This window comes from Streptomyces liangshanensis, from assembly GCF_011694815.1.
GTDB classification, from domain to species: Bacteria; Actinomycetota; Actinomycetes; order Streptomycetales; family Streptomycetaceae; genus Streptomyces; species Streptomyces liangshanensis.
Genome location: NZ_CP050177.1, coordinates 1,165,875 through 1,180,311, shown reverse-complemented (window position 1 = coordinate 1,180,311; position 14,437 = coordinate 1,165,875). Strand labels below are relative to the sequence as shown.

Here is a 14,437-nt window from a genome sequence, read left to right as displayed (position 1 = left end):
CGACCCGTCCGACCCGTACCCGTACGTCCGTACCCCGCACTCTCACGTCCTACAGGAGCCTCCCCTCATGCATGACGACCGCAGCCTGGTCGAAGCACGCCTCAAGCGCGTTCTCGACGAGCGCATCCGTCCTGCCGTCTACCCCGAATCGACCCCGCTGGAGGTCGCCGTCTGGGACGCGCCGGGCGAACCGGTGCCGGTCGAGGAGGGGCTCGCGGGACCGACGAGGCCGGCCGCCGTCGGCGACCGGTGGGGCGCGCCCTGGGCCACCAGCTGGTTCCGCGTGTCCGGCACCGTCCCCCAGCACTGGGCGGGCCGGACCGTGGAGGCGATCCTCGACCTCGGCTTCGACGAGAACATGCCCGGATTCCAGTGCGAGGGCCTCGTCTACCGGCCCGACGGCTCGCCCGTGAAGGGCCTCAACCCGCGCAACCAGTGGGTGCGGATCGGCGCCCCTGTGGCGGGCGGCGAAGAGGTGGTGCTCCACATCGAGGCGGCCTCCAACCCGGTCATCCTCGACTACCAGCCCTTCGTGCCCACCACCCTCGGCGACAAGGAGACGGCCGGTACGGAGCCGCAGTACCGCCTCGCCCGCATGGACCTCGCCGTCTTCGACGAGAACGTGTGGCAGCTCGTCCTGGACCTGGAGGTGCTCGGGGAGCTGATGGCCGAGCTGCCCGTCGAGGGCGCCCGCCGCTGGGAGATCCTGCGCGCCGTCGGCCGCGCGCTGGACGCCGTCGACCTCCAGGACGTCAACGGCACCGCCGCGGCCGCCCGCGAGCGGCTCGCCGACGTCCTGGCCACCCCGGCCCCGGCGACCGCCCACCACATCAGCGCCGTCGGCCACGCCCACATCGACTCCGCGTGGCTGTGGCCGCTGCGCGAGACCGTCCGCAAGGTCGCCCGCACCACGGCGAACATGACCGCGCTGCTGGAGGACGAGCCCGACTTCGTCTTCGCGATGTCGCAGGCGCAGCAGTTCGCCTGGATCAAGGAGCACCGGCCCGAGGTCTACGCCAAGGTCAAGAAGGCCGTCGCCGAGGGCCGCTTCGTGCCCGCGGGCGGCATGTGGGTCGAGTCCGACACGAACATGCCCGGGTCCGAGGCCATGGCCCGGCAGTTCGTGCACGGCAAGCGCTTCTTCCTCGACGAGTTCGGCATCGAGAACGACGAGGCGTGGCTGCCCGACACGTTCGGCTTCGCGGCCGGACTGCCCCAGATCATCAAGGCCGCCGGGTCCAAGTGGCTCCTCACCCAGAAGATCTCCTGGAGCACGATCAACAAGTTCCCCCACCACACCTTCGACTGGGAGGGCATCGACGGCACCCGGATCTTCACGCACTTCCCGCCCGTCGACTCCTACAACTGCTCGATGACCGGCGAACAGATCGCCCACGCGGCCCGCAACTTCAAGGAGAAGGGCGTCGCCCGGCACTCCCTCGCCCCCACCGGCTGGGGCGACGGCGGCGGCGGCACCACGCGCGAGATGATCGGCAAGGCCGCGCGGATGCGCAGCCTGGAGGGCTCCGCCACCGTCGAGTGGGAGTCCCCCGCCGCGTTCTTCGAGAAGGCCGAGGCGGAATACCCGAACCCGCCCGTGTGGGTCGGTGAGCTGTACCTGGAACTGCACCGCGCGACCCTCACCAGCCAGGCGAAGACCAAGCAGGGCAACCGGCGCAGCGAGCACCTCCTGCGCGAGGCCGAGCTGTGGGCGGCCACCGCCGCCGTACGGGCCGGGTCGCCGGCCGGGGCTCCGTACAGCTACCCGTACGAAGCGCTGGACCGGATCTGGAAGACCGTGCTGCTCCACCAGTTCCACGACATCCTGCCCGGCTCCTCCATCGCCTGGGTGCACCGCGAGGCCGAGAGGACCTACGCCGCGCTGGCCGCGGAGCTCGACGGCATCATCGACGACGCGCAGCGCGCCCTGGCCGGCGACCCCTCCGGCGGGACGGCCCTGGTCTTCAACTCCGCGCCCCACCCGCGCCACGGCGTCCCGGCGGGCGCGGCCGGGCCGGCCGGGGGAGCGGGCCAGGTGGAGGTGTCGCCCCGCGAGGACGGCGGGTTCGTCCTGGGCAACGGGCTGCTGGAGGTCGTGGTCGACGGCCGCGGACTGGTCGTGTCGGCGTACGACATCGCCGCCGAGCGGGAGACCGTCGCCCCCGGCGAGGCCGCCAACCTCCTCCAGATCCACCCCGACTTCCCCAACCAGTGGGACGCCTGGGACGTCGACGAGTTCTACCGCAACACCGTCACCGACCTGACGGACGCCGACGAGGTCACCTCCGTGCGGGACGGGGACGGCGCGGCGGCGGTCCGGGTCGTACGCTCCTTCGGTGCGTCCACCGTGACCCAGCTGCTCACCCTCGCGGCGGGCAGCAAGCGGCTCGACATCGACACCGAGGTCGACTGGCACGAGACGGAGAAGTTCCTCAAGGCGGCCTTCCCGCTGGACGTGCACGCCGACCGGTACGCCTCCGAGACGCAGTTCGGCCACGTCTACCGGGCCACCCACACCAACACCTCCTGGGAAGCGGCCAAGTTCGAGGCCTGCAACCACCGCTTCGTCCACCTGGAGGAGCCCGGCTGGGGCGTCGCGCTCGTCAACGACTCCACGTACGGCCACGACGTGACCCGTACCGTCCGGGCGTCCGACGGCGGCACCACCACGACCGTGCGGGTCTCGCTGCTGCGCGCCCCGCGCTTCCCGGACCCCGAGACCGACCAGGGCGTCCACCGCTTCCGGCACGCGCTCGCCCCGGGCGCGGCGATCGGCGACGCCGTCAGGGAGGGCTACCGGATCAATCTCCCCGAGCGCGTCGTCGAGGGAGCCGCGGCCGAGGTCGCGCCGCTGGTGTCCGTCGACAACGACGCGGTCGTCGTCAGCGCGGTCAAGCTCGCCGACGACCGGAGCGGCGACCTGGTCGTACGCCTCTACGAGTCGGCCGGCGGCCGGGCCAAGGCCACCGTCACCCTCGGGACCGCGATCGGCGGACTCGCCGTGACGGACCTGCTGGAGCGGCCCCTCGCGGACGCGGAACGGCCCCGGGTGACGGACGGGTCCGTCCACCTGTCGCTGCGCCCGTTCGAACTGGTCACGCTGCGGCTCACGCGGGTCTGAGGCACGGAATCCGTCCGGCGGCGCGGGCCGCCGGACGGACTCAGGGCCTGTCCGCGGGGCGCGGAGCACGGCCGCCCACCGCCTGGAGGGCGACCAGATCGAGGAACTCCCTCTCGTTGCCCGCCAGGCCCGCCGCGTCCAGCGCCTCGTCCGCCTCGGCGATCGGGGCCGCCAGTAGCGGCACGGCCAGGGGCGCCCGCGACGGGTCGTCCAGAACGGCGCGCACCGCGGCCAGCAGGCGCAGATAGGCCTGGGCCGCGGTGCGGTCACCCGGTGTGGCGGACGGAGTGGAGGTGGTGGCGGGCATCTCGGCTTCCTCCCCAGGAATCTGTCGGACTCTCAGGTCCTCCAGTCTGATCCATGGGTCTGACAATCCGGTCCGGCCGCCGCCGGCGGCCTCCTCGCGGAGGCCCCGGCCGGGTCACTCCTCGACGAGCATCCCCGCGCGGAGCTGCGAGATGATGCGGTTCAGCAGCCGCGACACGTGCATCTGGGACACGCCCAGCTCCGTACCGATCTGCGACTGCGTCATCTCCCGGCCGAAGCGCATCTCCACGATGCTGCGCTCCCGCTCGTCCAACTGCTCCAGCAGCGGCGCCAGGGCGTGCAGGTTCTCGACCTTCTCCATCGCGGGGTCCGGCTCGCCCAGCACGTCGGCGAAGGTCCGGCCGCTGCCGCTCTGGCCCTCGTCACCGGTCGGCATGTCCAGCGACCCGGCGGTGTAGCCGTTCGTCGCGACGAGGCCCTCGATGACCTCTTCCTCGTCGATGTCGAGCAGCTCCGCGAGCTCCTTGACCGTCGGGTCCCGGTCCAGGCTCGTGGCCAGGTGCTCCTTGGCCTTCGCCAGCTCGACCCGCAGCTCCTGGAGACGCCGGGGTACGTGCACGGCCCAGCTGGTGTCACGGAAGAACCGCTTGATCTCGCCCACGATGTACGGCACCGCGAAGGACGTGAACTCGACCTCGCGGGACAGGTCGAACCGGTCGATCGCCTTGATCAGGCCGATCGTGCCGACCTGGATGATGTCCTCCATGTCGCCGCCGCCCCGGTTGCGGAAGCGGCCCGCGGCGAAGCGGACGAGCGAACGGTTCATCTCGATGAGGGTGTTACGCGCGTACTGGTACTCGTGCGTGCCCTCTTCCAGAACCTGGAGCTGGTCGAAGAAGAGCTTGGACAACGCGCGGGCGTCCTTGGGAGCGACCTTGCTGGGGTCGTCGATCCGCGGCAGTACGTCCTCCGACCGCTCGGTCGTCCTCTCCACCCCGACAGCACGCACAGTTCCGGTTGTCATCACATTCACCCTCCACAGCAGCGGACCGTACAGGTTGCGCTAGTGCCCCGTACTCGCCGAGTCATTCCCCGCCGATGGCGAACAATTGTCCGGAGCTCGATCGCGGAGTCGCCGCCTCCGCCCCGGAGCCCGTGATCCCCCGCCCCGCCGGGCCGTACGGGGCTTGCCGAGGAACGCGCTTTCTGCCCGCTCTCCCTCAAGACATTGACGTGAGGCCAGGCCCTGGATTTACATGGCACCGTCACACCGGGCAGCGGGCGTACGGTGCGGGGGGCTCGCAGAAAGGGCTTTCTCCCACGGTCGCGCCGCCGCCCGAGGATGCACCGTCAACCGGGAGAGCCGCCAGCGATGACCTCCGTCCCCCCTGCCCCCACCTCCGCCGGCCGCACGCCCGCCGCCGACCGCGCCCACTGGGAACGGACCGCCGACCGGCTGCTCCTGGCCGTACGCCCCTACGCCGCCCCCGACCACTCCCTCGTCCGGCTGCCGGGTCCCGCCAGCCACAACGGCACCTGGAGCGACGGGCTCGAAGGCTTCGCCCGCTCCTTCCTGCTGGCCGCCTTCCGCCTCGCCGGGGCGCGCGGCGAGGACCCGCACGGTCTCGCCGAGTGGTACGCGGCCGGCCTCACCGCCGGGGTCGACCCCGGGCACCCCGACCGCTGGCCCACGTTCGAGGAGAGCAACCAGGCGAAGGTCGAGGCGGCCTCCGTCGCGCTGGCGCTGCACGAGACGCGGCCCTGGATCTGGGACCGGCTGCCCGGCCGGGTCCAGGAACAGACCCTGGCGTGGCTGGGCGCGATGGTCGGCACGGACATGCCGCCCAACAACTGGATCTGGTTCCAGGCCGTCACCGAGGCCTTCGCCCGCGGCGTGGGCGGCGACTGGCGCCAGGACGACCTGGACCGCACGATCGCGCTCACCGACGCCTGGTACGCGGACGAGGGGTGGTACTCCGACGGCCTCACCGGCGGCGCGCACCGCAACTTCGACCACTACAACGGCTGGGCCATGCACCTCTACCCGCTCTGGTTCTGCCGGATGACGGGCGACGCGACACCCCCCGGGCTGCTCGACCGCTACCGCGCCCGGCTCCGGCGCTTCCTGGAGGACCAGCGGCTGCTGGTCGGCGCCAACGGCTCCCCGCTCGTGCAGGGCCGCTCGATGACCTACCGCTTCGCCGCGCTCGCGCCCGTCTGGACCGGCGCGCTCTTCGACGCCACGCCGCTCGTCCCCGGCGAGACCCGGCGGCTCGCCTCCCGGATGCTCGACCACTTCATGGCGCACGGCGCCGCGGACGACGCGGGGCTCCTCACCCTCGGCTGGCACCGCCCCTTCCGCGGCCTGCTCCAGACGTACTCGGGACCGGCCTCGCCGTACTGGGCCTCGAAGGGGTTCATCGGCCTGCTGCTGCCCCCCACGCACCCGGTGTGGACGGCGGAGGAGAGCCCCCTCGCCGTCGAACAGCATGACTTCGCCCGCCCGTTGAAGGCGCCGGGCTGGCTGGTGTCGGGGACGGCGTCGGACGGGGTCGTACGGGTCGTCAACCACGGCTCCGACCACGCGGACCCGGCCCGCCTCCACTCCGACGACCCCTGCTACGCGCGCCTCACGTACTCCACGCACACCGCCCCCGAGATGCCCGCGGACCCGGCGGGCGGCCCGGTCGACGCCACCGCCACGCTGGTGGACGCGGCGGGCCGGGCGGCGCACCGGCGCCCGCTGGAGCGGATCTCGGTCGAGGGCGCCACGGGCGTCTCCCGCAGCCGGGCGCACTGGCCCGGGGACGAGCGCTGGGACCCGTTCGGCGGCCCGGACACCGCGTACCGGGCGGGGCCGTGGATCACGGTGGGGTCGGTGCTGCGCGGGCCGGTGGAGATCCGTCTGGTACGGGTGGACCCGGTCGACCCGGTCGACCCGGTCGACCCGGTCGACCCGGTCGACCCGGACGCCGACGCGGACGGCGGCCCGTGGCGGCTGAGGCTGGGGGGCTGGGCACTCGCGGTGGACGGCCCCGACGAGGGCGGCACGGAGGAGCACGGCGTCGGGACCGAACCTCCGCCATCGAACGGGCCGGAAGTGCCGGTCGCGCCCGACCCCGACAACCCGCCCGCCGCCACCGTCGCCGGTGCCGATGGCCTCTTCTCCGGCGTCCTCGGGCTGCATGGGTTCGGCCTCGCCCGTACCCATCGCTCCCACGACAGCAACGCCTTCGGCGCCCGGTCCGCCACGCCCGTGCTGTGGACCGACGGGCCCGCCCGGCCCGGTGTCCTCTACGCCGCCGCCGTACACCTCGGCGGCGAGGTGCCGGACCCGGCTGCCCTCCCCGACGTCACCACCCGCTTCGAGGAGCCCGCCGCCCCCGCCACCGCCGTCGTGACCTGGCCCGACGGGACGCGCGACACCGTACGGCTGCCCGCGCCCGACGACACCGGCCGGCCCTGAACGCGGGCGGGCGCGCCCGGGGTACGGCTCCTCAACGCCCCCGGGCGCGCCCGCGCCACGTCCGCCACCCGAGCCACAGCGCCGACGCCGCGAACAGCGCCGCCGTGATCAGCAGCCAACGCCCCAGGAACACCCCGATGTCCAGCCCGGTCGCCTTCTCGTAGGGCTCCGAGGCCCGGGTCACCAACGGCCAGTACACGAGCAGCAACAGCAGGGAGACGGCGGCCGGGACGCGGATGAGGTTCACCGCCGTACGCGGCAGGGACGGCCGCCGTCCCAGCGCCGCGCGCACCACGCGGTCGAGGAGCGAGTACAGCGGCAGCAGCACCAGGTCGTGCAGCACGGCCGCGCCCACGAACCAGAGCAGGATCCCGCCCCAGTCGTCCTCGCCCAGCAGCCGCACCCCCGCGTAGCAGCAGATCACGAACGAGGTCAGCAGCACGACCAGGTGGAACGGCGACTCCCCGTACCACCGCCGGACCCGCGCCCCGGCGGCCGAAGCCGCCTCCCGCGCCGTCCCCCTCACGCCGGCCACGCCGCCTCCCCGAAGGTCAGCCGCGTGACCCACTTGGTGTTCATCACGCCCGGCGCGCCCGGCACGATGATCCGCGCCGGATAACCGTGGTCCACCGACAGCCGCGCCCCGTTGACCCGCAGCGCGAGCAGCGAGCGGGTGTCGCGGACCTGGTTGTCCCGCAGCGCCGCCGAGCGGAACGAACCGTGCGGCTGCGCCGACTCCACGAAGACGCCCGGCGGGTCGTGGTCCAGGCCGACCAGCGCCGCGAGGTCCACCAGCCGTACCCCCTCCCACCGTTGGTCCGACGTCGACCACCCCTCGACACACGCGATCGGCAACAGCGAGCGGTGCCGGGGCAGTCGCTCCAGCCGCTCCCGCGTCAGGACGGTCGTGCGGCCGCCGCCCCGTACGACAAGACGCCAGTCCTCCCCGATGTCCCGCGCCCTCAACCGCACCGACGCGGCCGTCTTGTTGATCTGGAAGCCGTTGGGACCCGGCCCCGGATCGCGGCCGTGCGGGGCGAGCAGCGCCGTCCCCCGCAGCGACCCCCCGATGCTCTGCCCCGCCGTCACTACGAACAGCGCCAGCGACCCCAGGCCCACCAGCCCCAGCGCGCCCCGCCGCGAGAGCGTCGGCGGCGCCGGGTCACGGGAGACCAGGCCGCTGCCCGGATCGGGCGGCTCCGCCACCGTGCGGGACACCGGGGTCCGCAGCTCCGCGCGCAGGTCGCGGCCCCGCAGCGCCCGTACCGTACGCGGCAGCCGGAGCGCCGCGTGGGCGAGGAAGGCACCGAAGAACACCCACGACCCGTAGAAGTGCAGCGGATAGAACGACCCCGGGAAGATGTACTCCAGCTGGATGTTGAGGACGCCCGTGGCGAACGTGAACAGCCCGCCGCCCACGAGCAGGAGCAGCGACAGCCGGTCGAGCGCGTGGCCTACCGACCGGACCGGCGGCAGCGCGAACAGCTTGGGCACGACCGACCACAGCTTGGCGAGCACCACCGGCACGAGCACGACCCCGAGCGTTACATGGACGCCCTGCGTCACGCGGTACAGCCAGTACGGGTCGGTCGGCCAGGAGAAGAGGTAGAAGCCGAGCAGGCCCTTGCCCGGCGTCTTGTCGTTGACCGGCGCCAGGTCCGGGTTGTACGCGGCGTACGAGAGCAGCCCGGTGACCCACAGCACCGGGACACCGGCCAGCAGCACCACCGCGAACACCGAGGTCAGCCACGGCCCGCGCAGGGGGCTGGGCCACGACGGGAGAGGGACGTCCATGGCAGCGACCGTAGGTGCCGGGGAGCGCCGGGCCCGGTTGCGACTCATGACAAAAGGCTGACGCCCGCCGGACGCCTCACGGGAAGGGCCCGGCGGCGGACGCCCCACGGGAACGCCCGGCGGCGGACGTCCCCGGAGATCTGACGGATCGGTGACGCGACCCGCCGCACCCCCCCGATTCGCCCGCTTCCGGCCCTAACGTGACCGGCGTGACCCCGCTACCCCACTCCGACCCGCACCCCGTGCGGCCCGCGCCCGGCGAAGCCCCGCCCGGCCCCCGGGCCGCGCCCGCCGTGCCCGCCGCGCTCCCCGCCGCCCCCGGCGGCCGCCGCGCGGACCTGCTCGCCGCCGGGGCCGCCGCCCTCCTCGTCACCGCCGCCGCTGTGATCGGCACCGTGATCGAGGACCGGTACGGGACCCTGCACGTCCAGTGGCCCCCGCTCCTCGCCGAGTGGATGCCGCACACCGGCCCCGGCACCCTCCCCGCCTTCGTGGTCGCGGTGCTGGTGGTCCTGTACGGGCCCGCCCTCGCGGCCCGGCTGTCCTGGCGGCGGCTCCTCGCCACGAGCTGGGCGGCGGCCCTCGCCTGGACCTGGTCGCTCGCCCTGGTGGACGGCTGGCAGCGGGGCGTGGCGGGCCGGCTCGACACCGTCCACGAATACCTGCGCGGGGTCGACCGCTTCCACGACATCCACGCCGCCCTGCGCGGCTACACCGCCCACATCCTCCTCGACTCGCCCGACAACTGGCCGACCCACATCGCCGGCCACCCGCCGGCCGCCGTCCTCACCTTCGTCGGCCTCGACCGCGTGGGCCTCGGCGGCGGGGCGTGGGCCGCCACGTTCTGCATCCTGACCGGCACCTCCACCGTGGTCGCCGTCCTGGTCACGCTGCGCGCCCTGGACGCCGAGCGGGCCGCCCGCGCCGCCGCCCCCTTCCTCGTCCTCACCCCGGCCGCCGTCTGGGTCGGCGCCTCCGCCGACGCCTACTTCGCCGCCGTCGGCGCCTGGGCGCTCGCCCTGCTGACCCTGTCCGCGACCCGCGCCACCCGCGCCCCGCGCACGGCGGCCCTGGCCGCGGGGCTGCTCCTCGGCTGGATCGTCTACCTGTCGTACGGGCTCACCCTGATGGTGGTCCCGGTCGCGGCGATCCTGCTGCTGACCCGCACCGCACGGCCGCTGCCCCTGGTGGCGCTGGGGTTCCTCGCCGTGGCCGTCACGTTCACCCTGGCCGGGTTCCGCTGGTGGGACGCGTACGAACTGCTCGTCCAGCGCTACTACCAGGGCGTGGCGAAGGAACGCCCCTACGCCTACTGGGTCTGGGGCAACCTCGCGAACGTGGTGATCGCCGCCGGGCTCGCCTCCGCCGCCGGGATCCGCCGGGCGTTCGCCGCCACGCCGGACGCGCTCGGGCGGCTGCGGCCGCGGCGGGGCGGGGTGGTCACCGGCGACGGCGCGGTCGTCCTGCTGGTCGTCGCCCTCCTGCTGGCGGTGGCCGCCGCCGACCTGTCCGGGATGAGCAAGGCCGAGACGGAGCGCATCTGGCTGCCCTTCACCCTCTGGCTGCCGGTGACGGCCGCCCTGCTGCCCGCCCGGGACCACCGGCGCTGGCTGCTGGCCCAGGCGGCTGTCGGACTGGCCGTCAACCACCTGCTGCTGACGTTCTGGTGAGCCGGTCCGGATTCCGCGCGAAGGCCATGCAAAGCATGGAAAGCCCAAGTGCGGACGTCAGCTTTCCGTAATCGCCGGACCCCTTCACCCCGCACCGGAAACACCGTGGAATGGGGAAATGCGAACCCCGCCTTTCCTTCCCCGGTTCAGGGGCCGATTGCACGACCCGCGCACGGCGACGGCGGTGGGCCGGTGGCTCGGGCTGGCTATCCTGGTCTGCTTTGTCACCGGCGTCACCAGCCATTACCTCCAGGAGCCGCCGGGCTGGGCCGCCGGACACCTTCCCACCAGGCCCGTCTCCGGATATCGCGTGACGCAGGGGCTGCACGTCATCACCGGTATCGCCGCCGTCCCGCTGCTCCTGGTGAAACTCTGGACGGTTTATCCGAGGCTTTTCGAATGGCCCCCGATCCGTTCCGTCGCACACGCGCTGGAACGGCTCTCGATCGCCGTCCTGGTCGCCGCCACCCTGCTCGAACTGTTCATGGGACTCCTCAACACCATTCAGTGGTATCCCTGGCCCTTTCCCTTCCGTGCCGTCCACTGGGCGCTGGCCTTCGTCATCGTCGGCGCGCTGCTGGTCCACCTCGCCGTGAAGGCGCCCGTGATCGCGGCGCACTGGCGCCGAACGCCCCCGCCCGGCGCGCGGGACACGGCGGACGCGGACCGTGCCGAGCGGCGCTCGCTGATGCTCGGCCTCGCCGCGTCCGTCGGCGCGGTCACGCTCGTCTCGGCCGGACAGTCCGTCACCCCGCTGCGGAAGCTGGTGCTCCTCGCCCCGCGGGACCCCGACGTCGGTCCGCAGGGCCTGCCGGTCAACCGCACGGCCAGGGCCGCCGGCATCACCCGTGACGACCTGGACGGGTGGCGGCTGCGGGTCGGCGGCCCCCAACCGTACGAACTGACCCTCGCGGAGCTGCGCGCCATGCCGCAGACCCGCGTCGAACTGCCCATGGCCTGCGTCGAGGGCTGGTCCAAGTCGGCGCACTGGGAAGGCGTCCGGATCAAGGACCTGCTGGCCCGCGCGGGCCTCCCGGACGGCGCGTCTCTGCGGATCGTCTCGATGCAGCGGCACGGCGGGTACGGCGTCACCGAGATGGACCGCGCCTACACCCGCGACGGACTCACCCTGCTGGCGCTGCGCCTCAACGGCGAGATCCTGGCGCCCGACCACGGCTACCCGGCCCGCATCATCGCGCCGAACCGCCCCGGCGTGCTCCAGACGAAGTGGGTCACCCGACTGGAGGTGCTGTGATGCCGAAGGAAGAGAAGAAGACGATGTCCACGCCCCACCCCATGTCCGCGCCCCACCCCGCCTCCACGCCCCACCCCGCGTCCACGGCCGCCCGTACCACCCGGCTCGCCAGCTCCGCCCGCGTCGCCCTCGGTTCGCTCGGCGTGGCCGCGCTCGGCTTCGGCGCGTACGAGCTCTTCACCCGCACCCACTCCGGCGACCCGCTGAAGGTGGCGCTGTGGCTCGCGGGCGCGGTCGCCCTGCACGACGGGCTGGTCGTACCCCTCGTCCTCGGCGCCGGACTGTTCGTCGGCCGCTCACGCTCCCACCGGGCGTTGCGCGGCGGCCTGCTGACGGCCGGTTGCCTGACACTGCTCGCCCTGCCCCTGATCCTCCGCCCGGGAAAGCCGAACAACCCCACCGTGCTGCCGCTCGACTACCCCGTCGACTGGGCCCTGGCGCTGGCCCTCACCGCCCTCGCCACGGCCTGCGTGGCCTGGGCGACCCGGCCCCGGCCCGGGCGCCATGACCGACCGTCACATGACAGCTGACGCAAGGTACTTGGCCGTCGCGGGATCGGCCGGCAGGAAGGTCTCCAGGGCCAGTTCGGCGACGGTCACGTCCATCGGGGTGTTGAACGTCGCGATCGACGAGAGGAACGACAGTGCGTGGCCGTCGTGCCGGATCCGCAGCGGCAGCGCGAAGCCCGGAAGCGCCGGCCCCTCCTCCGACGACCCGTCCGGCGTACCCCCGCTCCCCGCCGGGGGTACGGGGTACGCCGCCACCTCGTCGTACAGCTCCCGCAGGGCGGGGGAGCGGGTGAGGGCCAGCTGACGCCCCATCTGGTCCAGCAGATGCCCGCGCCACTCGGGCAGGTTGAGGATGCGCGGGGCGAGCCCCTCCGGATGGAGGGTGATCCGCATGACGTTCAGCGGCGGGACGAGCAGGTGCTCGGGCAGGCCCTCCATCAGCAGGGCGATCCCCCGGTTGGCCGCGACCACCCCGTACGTCCCGTCCACGACCACGGCGGGATACGGCTCGTACCCCCGGAGCAGCGCGGAGAGTCCCGCGCGCAGGACGTCCATGGCCGGGTCGTCCAGCGTCGTCTCCGTGTAGCGAGGCGCGTAACCGGCCGCCAGCAGAAGGGCGTTGCGCTCCCTCACCGGTACGTCGAGGTGCTCGGCCAGCCGCAGCACCATCTCCTCGCTGGGGCGCGCCCGGCCCGTCTCGACGAAGCTGATGTGCCGGGCCGACGAATCGGCGCGCAGGGCCAGATCGAGCTGGCTGATCCGGCGCCGCCGGCGCCAGTCACGCAACAGGGGGCCGAAGGACGACGCGGGAGCGGTGGCAGCCATACGGGGACGGTAATGCACCGCCCCGCCGACACGGGGCCGTCCCCGCCCGACAACGGCCCGGGGCCCGGCAGGAGACCGGGCGGCTCGACAGGAGGGACCCGGCGGAACGACGTATCGTCGGCCGGGGGAGGAGACCCGCCCCGCACGCCCCCTCCGAGCCGAGGAGTCCCGGTCATGCCCGCTGAGCCGCTGTCACCCCAGGAGACCCAGGACCGGCTGACGGGACTCCCCGGCTGGTCCCTGGAGAACGGCCGGATCACTCGCACGTACCACCTCGGCTCGCACCGCGCCGCCGCCGCGATGGTCGCGCACGTCGCGGCGATCCAGGACGAGCTGAACCACCACTCCGACCTGACCCTGGGCTACAACACCCTTTCCCTCACGGTCAGTACGCACGACGCGGGCGACGCGGTCACCGACCTGGACCTCACCCTCGCGCGCCGGGTGGCGGAGATCGCGCCCGCGCACGGCGCGAACTGACCGGTGCCGCGCCCGGTTCCGTGGCCGCTGCATTTACGCTGGTGACATGGACGTACTCGCCGGACTCCTCGACGGACCGCGCGCCAGGGGGGCCTTCCTGCTCCGCATGGTGATGGAACCGCCGTGGTCCGTCCGGATCGAGGACCGCGCCCCCCTCTGCCTGATGTGCGTCACGCGCGGCGAGGCCTGGATCGTCCCCGGCGACGGCGGTGAGGCGATCCACCTGCGCCCCGGCGACGTGGCGATCGCGCGCGGCCCCGACCCGTACACCGCCGCCGGCGACCCGGCGACCGCGCCCCGCGCCCTCATCGGCCCCGGCGGGGTCTGCCACACGCTGGAGGGCGAGCCGCTCGCGCAGTCGATGCGGCTGGGCGTACGGACGTGGGGCAACGCCTCCGACGGGGCGACGACGATGCTCATCGGCACGTACCAGATGGACGGCGAGGTCAGCCGCAGGCTGCTGGACGCCCTGCCCGGCCTCCTGCACCTGCCCGCCGGGGCGTGGAACGGCCCGCTGATGCCCGTCCTCGACGACGAGATCTCCCGCGACGAACCGGGCCAGAGCGTGGTCCTGGACCGGGTGCTCGACCTGGTGCTGATCGCCGTGCTCCGCGCGTGGTTCTCGCGGCCCGGCGCGGAGGCGCCCGGCTGGTACCGGGCCATGGCCGACCCGTCGGTCGGCCACGCCCTGCGGCTGCTGCAGAACGACCCCGCCCAGCCCTGGACGGTCGCCTCGCTCGCCACGGCGTGCGGCGTCTCGCGCGCCGGGCTCGCCCGCCGCTTCACCGACCTGGTGGGGGAGCCCCCGATGGCGTACCTGACCGGCTGGCGTCTCGCGCTCGCCGCCGACCTGTTGCGCGGGTCGGACGCGACGGTCGAGGCGGTGGCGCGGAAGGTCGGCTACAGCGGGTCGTTCGCGCTGAGCACGGCCTTCAAGCGGGTACGGGGCGTCAGCCCGCAGGAGTACCGCGCGGGCGGGCACCAGGCCCCGAAGCCGGATTCTTTGCCGGAACCGCAACACAGTTCGCGCTAGCGGCACCGGGCGGGCAG

Annotated in this window: 12 protein-coding genes; 7 read left to right on the top strand and 5 right to left on the bottom strand. The window is 73.5% G+C overall.

What is annotated here, in order from left to right:
* Nucleotides 1-67: 67 nt before the first annotated feature.
* Nucleotides 68-3,121: an alpha-mannosidase gene (locus HA039_RS05160; RefSeq protein WP_167024410.1), complete on the top strand. Its 3,054-nt coding sequence runs from the start codon at nucleotides 68-70 to the stop codon at nucleotides 3,119-3,121.
* A gap of 40 nt (nucleotides 3,122-3,161) precedes the next feature.
* Here the strand turns inward: HA039_RS05160 and HA039_RS05155 are convergent, their stop codons facing one another.
* Nucleotides 3,162-3,428, bottom strand: coding sequence for a hypothetical protein (locus tag HA039_RS05155; RefSeq protein WP_167024407.1), 267 nt, complete (start codon nucleotides 3,426-3,428; stop codon nucleotides 3,162-3,164).
* Nucleotides 3,429-3,542: 114 nt separating this feature from the next.
* On the bottom strand, nucleotides 3,543-4,412 hold the full coding sequence (locus tag HA039_RS05150; protein WP_167024404.1) for an RNA polymerase sigma factor SigF: 870 nt from the start codon (nucleotides 4,410-4,412) through the stop codon (nucleotides 3,543-3,545).
* 348 nt (nucleotides 4,413-4,760) lie between these two features.
* Here HA039_RS05150 and HA039_RS05145 point away from each other — a divergent pair, with 348 nt between their 5' ends.
* Nucleotides 4,761-6,854 (top strand): DUF2264 domain-containing protein, encoded by a 2,094-nt coding sequence (locus HA039_RS05145; protein ID WP_167024401.1) that lies wholly within the window; start codon nucleotides 4,761-4,763, stop codon nucleotides 6,852-6,854.
* A gap of 31 nt (nucleotides 6,855-6,885) precedes the next feature.
* On the opposite strand, the gene HA039_RS05140 is transcribed toward HA039_RS05145, so the two are convergent.
* Complete coding sequence (locus tag HA039_RS05140) at nucleotides 6,886-7,389, bottom strand: hypothetical protein (protein WP_243869164.1); 504 nt, start codon at nucleotides 7,387-7,389, stop codon at nucleotides 6,886-6,888.
* Nucleotides 7,377-8,648, bottom strand: coding sequence for a molybdopterin-dependent oxidoreductase (locus HA039_RS05135; protein WP_243869161.1), 1,272 nt, complete (start codon nucleotides 8,646-8,648; stop codon nucleotides 7,377-7,379). Before HA039_RS05135 ends, HA039_RS05140 begins: the two co-directional genes overlap by 13 nt.
* Before the next feature lie 293 nt (nucleotides 8,649-8,941).
* Here HA039_RS05135 and HA039_RS05130 point away from each other — a divergent pair, with 293 nt between their 5' ends.
* The 3 genes from HA039_RS05130 (at nucleotide 8,942) to HA039_RS05120 (ending at nucleotide 12,103) form a co-directional block, all read left to right on the top strand.
* Nucleotides 8,942-10,318, top strand: a complete 1,377-nt coding sequence (locus HA039_RS05130) for a hypothetical protein (RefSeq protein ID WP_167036235.1) — start codon at nucleotides 8,942-8,944, stop codon at nucleotides 10,316-10,318.
* A 118-nt stretch (nucleotides 10,319-10,436) separates the two neighbouring features.
* Nucleotides 10,437-11,573 carry a molybdopterin-dependent oxidoreductase gene (locus tag HA039_RS05125; RefSeq protein WP_167024394.1) on the top strand — a complete coding sequence of 379 codons (1,137 nt, stop codon included), beginning with the start codon at nucleotides 10,437-10,439 and terminating at the stop codon, nucleotides 11,571-11,573.
* Nucleotides 11,573-12,103, top strand: coding sequence for a hypothetical protein (locus tag HA039_RS05120; RefSeq protein WP_243869157.1), 531 nt, complete (start codon nucleotides 11,573-11,575; stop codon nucleotides 12,101-12,103). Before HA039_RS05125 ends, HA039_RS05120 begins: the two co-directional genes overlap by 1 nt.
* Here HA039_RS05120 and HA039_RS05115 read toward each other — a convergent pair.
* The gene (locus HA039_RS05115; RefSeq protein WP_167024391.1) at nucleotides 12,089-12,907 is read right to left on the bottom strand and encodes a helix-turn-helix domain-containing protein; all 819 of its coding nucleotides are present in this window, start codon (nucleotides 12,905-12,907) and stop codon (nucleotides 12,089-12,091) included. The genes HA039_RS05120 and HA039_RS05115 overlap by 15 nt on opposite strands.
* Nucleotides 12,908-13,081: 174 nt before the next feature.
* Here HA039_RS05115 and HA039_RS05110 point away from each other — a divergent pair, with 174 nt between their 5' ends.
* Together HA039_RS05110 and HA039_RS05105 are read left to right on the top strand one after the other, a co-directional pair.
* Nucleotides 13,082-13,387, top strand: a complete 306-nt coding sequence (locus tag HA039_RS05110; protein WP_167024389.1) for a 4a-hydroxytetrahydrobiopterin dehydratase — start codon at nucleotides 13,082-13,084, stop codon at nucleotides 13,385-13,387.
* Nucleotides 13,388-13,433: 46 nt separating this feature from the next.
* The gene (locus HA039_RS05105) at nucleotides 13,434-14,420 is read left to right on the top strand and encodes an AraC family transcriptional regulator (RefSeq protein WP_167024386.1); all 987 of its coding nucleotides are present in this window, start codon (nucleotides 13,434-13,436) and stop codon (nucleotides 14,418-14,420) included.
* Nucleotides 14,421-14,437 lie beyond the last annotated feature (17 nt).

Coding starts and splice junctions, on each gene's coding strand:
- HA039_RS05160 (WP_167024410.1), top strand. CDS start 68: ATGCATGACGACCGCAGCCTGGTCGAAGCACGCCTCAAGCGCGTTCTC.
- HA039_RS05155 (WP_167024407.1), bottom strand. CDS start 3,428: ATGCCCGCCACCACCTCCACTCCGTCCGCCACACCGGGTGACCGCACC.
- HA039_RS05150 (WP_167024404.1), bottom strand. CDS start 4,412: ATGACAACCGGAACTGTGCGTGCTGTCGGGGTGGAGAGGACGACCGAG.
- HA039_RS05145 (WP_167024401.1), top strand. CDS start 4,761: ATGACCTCCGTCCCCCCTGCCCCCACCTCCGCCGGCCGCACGCCCGCC.
- HA039_RS05135 (WP_243869161.1), bottom strand. CDS start 8,648: ATGGACGTCCCTCTCCCGTCGTGGCCCAGCCCCCTGCGCGGGCCGTGG.
- HA039_RS05125 (WP_167024394.1), top strand. CDS start 10,437: ATGCGAACCCCGCCTTTCCTTCCCCGGTTCAGGGGCCGATTGCACGAC.
- HA039_RS05120 (WP_243869157.1), top strand. CDS start 11,573: ATGCCGAAGGAAGAGAAGAAGACGATGTCCACGCCCCACCCCATGTCC.
- HA039_RS05115 (WP_167024391.1), bottom strand. CDS start 12,907: ATGGCTGCCACCGCTCCCGCGTCGTCCTTCGGCCCCCTGTTGCGTGAC.
- HA039_RS05110 (WP_167024389.1), top strand. CDS start 13,082: ATGCCCGCTGAGCCGCTGTCACCCCAGGAGACCCAGGACCGGCTGACG.
- HA039_RS05105 (WP_167024386.1), top strand. CDS start 13,434: ATGGACGTACTCGCCGGACTCCTCGACGGACCGCGCGCCAGGGGGGCC.